This is a genomic window from Streptomyces sp. NPDC052064, assembly GCF_055585925.1.
In genome coordinates, this window is the sequence record NZ_JBVJJE010000032.1 from 1 (window position 1) to 4,193 (window position 4,193).

At 71.0% G+C, this 4,193-nt stretch carries 3 protein-coding genes; all 3 read left to right on the forward strand.

Translation table 11 applies throughout. The features are described from left to right. Positions 1-188: 188 nt before the first annotated feature. The 3 genes from sucC (at position 189) to ACZ6TU_RS38885 (ending at position 3,995) form a co-directional block, all read left to right on the forward strand. Complete coding sequence (gene sucC, locus ACZ6TU_RS38875) at positions 189-1,319, forward strand: ADP-forming succinate--CoA ligase subunit beta (RefSeq protein ID WP_467682364.1); 1,131 nt, start codon at positions 189-191, stop codon at positions 1,317-1,319. An 11-nt stretch (positions 1,320-1,330) separates the two neighbouring features. Next, on the forward strand, positions 1,331-2,284 hold the full coding sequence (gene sucD / locus ACZ6TU_RS38880; protein WP_469553508.1) for a succinate--CoA ligase subunit alpha: 954 nt from the start codon (positions 1,331-1,333) through the stop codon (positions 2,282-2,284). A 154-nt stretch (positions 2,285-2,438) separates the two neighbouring features. After that, positions 2,439-3,995, forward strand: coding sequence for an aldehyde dehydrogenase family protein (locus ACZ6TU_RS38885; RefSeq protein WP_469553510.1), 1,557 nt, complete (start codon positions 2,439-2,441; stop codon positions 3,993-3,995). The last annotated feature ends 198 nt before the right edge of the window (positions 3,996-4,193 follow it).

Sequence of the window (4,193 nt, forward strand, 5' to 3'; positions counted from 1 at the left end):
GTCACAGGTCACCTCACTGTCCCTATGCCTCGAGCGTCCTGGCGGTGCTGGTCACGGGCCATGTCCGGCACATTGCATACAGTCGACGGATACTGTATGAAGATTGTTATCCCGCATGCCGTGGGTGATGTCCAGGGGTCGCGCAGCACTTTTCAGTCGTGCGGCCCTTTTGAGACGGGAGCCAGATCATGGACCTGTACGAGCACCAGGCCCGAGGGCTCTTCGAAGAACACGGCATCCCGGTACCGAGGGCGGACGTCACGTCCTCGGCCGAGGAGGCGCGTGAGATCGCCCGTGGGCTCGGTGGCCGCGTCGTGGTGAAGGCGCAGGTCAAAACCGGTGGCCGGGGCAAGGCGGGCGGTGTGAGACTCGCAGCCGACCCGGCCGCCGCGGAACTCGCGGCACGTCAGATCCTCGGCATGGACATCAAGGGGCACACGGTCGGCAAGGTCATGCTCGCCCAACCCGTCGACATCGAGGCCGAGTTCTACGTCGCCTACGTCCTCGACCGCGCGGCGGGCCGGTTCCTCGCCGTGGCCTCGGCGGAGGGCGGCACGGAGATCGAGGAGGTCGCCGCCCGTCGCCCGGAGGCCGTCGCGCGCATTCCCATCGACCCGGCCGAGGGCGTCCACTCGGCGAAGGCGGGCGAGATCGCCGCGGCGGCCGGGCTTCCGCCGCAGACCGTCGACGTCCTCGAACGGCTGTGGGAGGTGCTGGTCCGGGAGGACGCCGTCCTCGTTGAGGTGAACCCGCTCGTCCGTACAGAGAAAGGCCAGATTCTCGCTCTCGACGGCAAGGTCACTCTTGACGACAATGCCCGCTTCCGGCAGAACCGTTGGGATACCGAGGGCGCGGTGCACGACGACCCGCTGGAGGCGGCGGCCGCCGCGAAGGGCCTCAACTACGTCAAGCTCGACGGCGAGGTCGGCATCATCGGCAACGGCGCCGGCCTCGTCATGTCGACCCTCGACGTGGTCGCCGGCTGCGGTGCCCGCCCCGCCAACTTCCTCGACATCGGCGGCGGGGCATCGGCCCGGATCATGGCCGACGGGCTGTCCGTCATCCTGTCGGACCCGGACGTGAAGTCGGTGTTCGTCAACGTCTTCGGCGGCATCACCGCCTGCGACGCGGTCGCCGACGGCATCGTCCGGGCCCTGGACGACGTGCGGTTGACCAAGCCGCTCGTCGTGCGCCTCGACGGCAACAACGCCGTCCGCGGCCGCGCCATCCTCGACGAGCGTGCCCACCCCCTGGTCCAGCAGGCCACCACCATGGACGGTGCCGCCCGCCGTGCCGCCCAACTCGCCCACACCAGCTGAAGGAGCGGTGGATGGCTGTCTTCCTCACCAAGGAGTCCAGGGTCCTCGTACAGGGCATGACCGGCGGCGAGGGCATGAAGCACACCCGGCGCATGCTCGCGGCCGGTACGAACGTCGTCGGCGGCGTCAACCCGCGCAAGGCAGGTCGTACCGTCGACTTCGACGACCGTGCCGTACCCGTCTTCGGGTCGGTGGCCGACGGCATGCGGTCGACCGGAGCCGACGTCACCGTCGTCTTCGTACCGCCCGCCTTCGCCAAGGCGGCGGTCGTCGAGGCCGCCGACGCCGGGATCGGCCTCGTGGTCGTCATCACCGAGGGCATCCCGGTCCACGACTCCGTCTCCTTCACCGCGTACGCGAAGGAGAAGGGCACACGGATCGTCGGCCCCAACTGCCCCGGGCTGATCACACCCGGCCAGTCCAACGCCGGCATCATCCCGGCGGACATCACCAAGCCGGGCCGCATCGGCCTGGTGTCCAAGTCGGGCACGCTCACCTACCAACTCATGTACGAGCTGCGCGACATCGGCTTCTCCACCTGTGTCGGCATCGGCGGCGACCCCGTCGTCGGCACCACCCACATCGACTGCCTCGCCGCCTTCCAGGACGACCCCGACACCGAACTGATCGTCCTCATCGGGGAGATCGGCGGGGACGCCGAGGAACGGGCGGCCGCGTACATCCGCGAGCACGTCACCAAGCCGGTCGTCGGCTACATCGCCGGCTTCACCGCGCCCGAGGGCAGGACCATGGGCCACGCGGGCGCCATCGTGTCCGGATCGTCGGGCACGGCGCAGGCGAAGAAGGAAGCCCTGGAGGCGGTCGGCGTCAAGGTCGGCACCACCCCCACCGACACGGCCCGCCTCGTGCTCGCCCTGCTGGACGCCGACCGTGACACCACGGGCGCCGACCATGACACCGCCGACGCCGACCGCGACACACCGCTCGCGGCTGACACGGACTGACCGCCGGGAACGAGGGAGTGTCCGCCGTAGACATGCGGCGCCTCCGCGTTCCCCCCTCCTACCCGCGACCAATGGTCGCGCGGCCACGCATGCCGCCTCCGGGCAGCTGCCCGGCCTCCCGCCCCCGACTGTGCACCGAGAGCGGAGACACCCAATGACCACCACCCTCAGCTCCACCCAGCTCGTGGTGAAGTCCGGCACGTCCTGGGAAGACGCCTGGCGACGCTGCCTCGCGGTCGCCCCGGAAGCGTTTCAGGACGACCGCGTCCTCAACCTCTGGAACTCCGCCTGGCAGGCGGACGGCCGGGCACTGCCCGCCACCAGCCCCGTCGACGGCAGCCCGATCGCCGGCCCGCCGCGCCTGGACGGAGTCACCGCCCAGCAGGCGGTGCGCGCCTCGCTCGACCAGCACCGCGCCTGGCGGCACGTCCCCCTCGACGAGCGTCGCGCCCGTGTCGCGGCCACCCTCGACGCCCTCACCCAGCACCGCGAACTCCTCGCCCTTCTGCTCGTCTGGGAGATCGGCAAGCCATGGCGGCTCGCGCAGGCGGACGTCGACCGGGCCATCGACGGAGTGCGCTGGTACGTCGACGGCATCGAGCCGATGGTCGAGGGCCGGGCCCCGCTGGACGGCCCGGTGTCCAACATCGCGAGCTGGAACTACCCGATGAGTGTGCTCGTTCACGCCCTGCTGGTCCAGGCACTGGCAGGCAACGCGGTCATCGCCAAGACCCCGACCGACGGCGGTGTCGCCTGTCTGACCCTGGCCTGTGCGCTCGCCGCCCGCGAGGGGATTCCCGTCACCCTCGTCAGCGGCAGCGGGGGAGAGCTGTCCGAGGCGCTGGTGCGGGCGCCCGAGATCGGCTGCGTCTCCTTCGTCGGCGGTCGCGACACCGGCGCCGCGGTGGCCACCGCCGTCGCCGACCTCGGCAAGCGCCATGTTCTCGAACAGGAGGGACTCAACACCTGGGGCATCTGGAACTACACGGACTGGGACGCGCTCACGGCCGTCGTCCCCAAGCTCTTCGACTACGGCAAGCAGCGCTGCACGGCGTACCCGCGCTTCGTCGTCCAGCGGGAGCTGTTCGACGAGTTCCTGGCGGCGTACCTCCCGGCCGTGCGCACGCTGCGGGTCGGGCACCCGCTCGCGGTGGAGCACCCCGACGACCCCTACCCGGCACTGGACTTCGGGCCGGTGATCAACGCGGCCAAGGCGAAGGACCTGCGCGACCAGGTCGCCGAGGCCATCGCCCGCGGTGCCGTCCCCGTGCATCGCGCCAGTGTGGCGGACGCCCGCTTCCTGCCCGGTCAGGACACCTCGGCATACGTCCAGCCGGTCACGCTCCTGAATCCGCCCCCGTCCTCCCCCCTGCACCACGCCGAGCCGTTCGGCCCCGTCGACACGATCGTCCTGGTCGACACCGAGTCGGAGCTGCTGGCCGCGATGAACGCCTCGAACGGCGCGCTGGTGGCCACGCTGTCCACGGACGACCGGGCGACCTTCGACCGGCTCGCGCCGCAGATCCGCGCGTTCAAGGTCGGTCACGGCAAGCCGCGTTCGCGAGGCGACCGGGAGGAGCTGTTCGGCGGGTTCGGCGCGTCCTGGCGCGGTGCCTTCGTCGGCGGTGAGCTGCTGGTGCGCGCGGTCACCCAGGGCCCGGCGGGCGAGCGCCTGCCCGGCAACTTCCCGGAGTACCAGCTGATGCCGTGACCGGCGGCCGGGCGGTGCCCGCGTCAGAGCGCAGTCCGGTGACCGGCTGGACCCAGCCCACTCCACGCCCCGCGGCCTTCGCGGAGGCGGCGTCCGAGCCTGCTCTCCGCCGGACGGTGGATCGAGCGGGGGAGGCGCAATCCTCACGGCGCCCCTGGCGCCGTACACACCAAGACGGACCAGTGAGGTGGCGATCAT

Coding starts and splice junctions, on each gene's coding strand:
- sucC (WP_467682364.1), top strand. CDS start 189: ATGGACCTGTACGAGCACCAGGCCCGAGGGCTCTTCGAAGAACACGGC.
- ACZ6TU_RS38885 (WP_469553510.1), top strand. CDS start 2,439: ATGACCACCACCCTCAGCTCCACCCAGCTCGTGGTGAAGTCCGGCACG.
- sucD (WP_469553508.1), top strand. CDS start 1,331: ATGGCTGTCTTCCTCACCAAGGAGTCCAGGGTCCTCGTACAGGGCATG.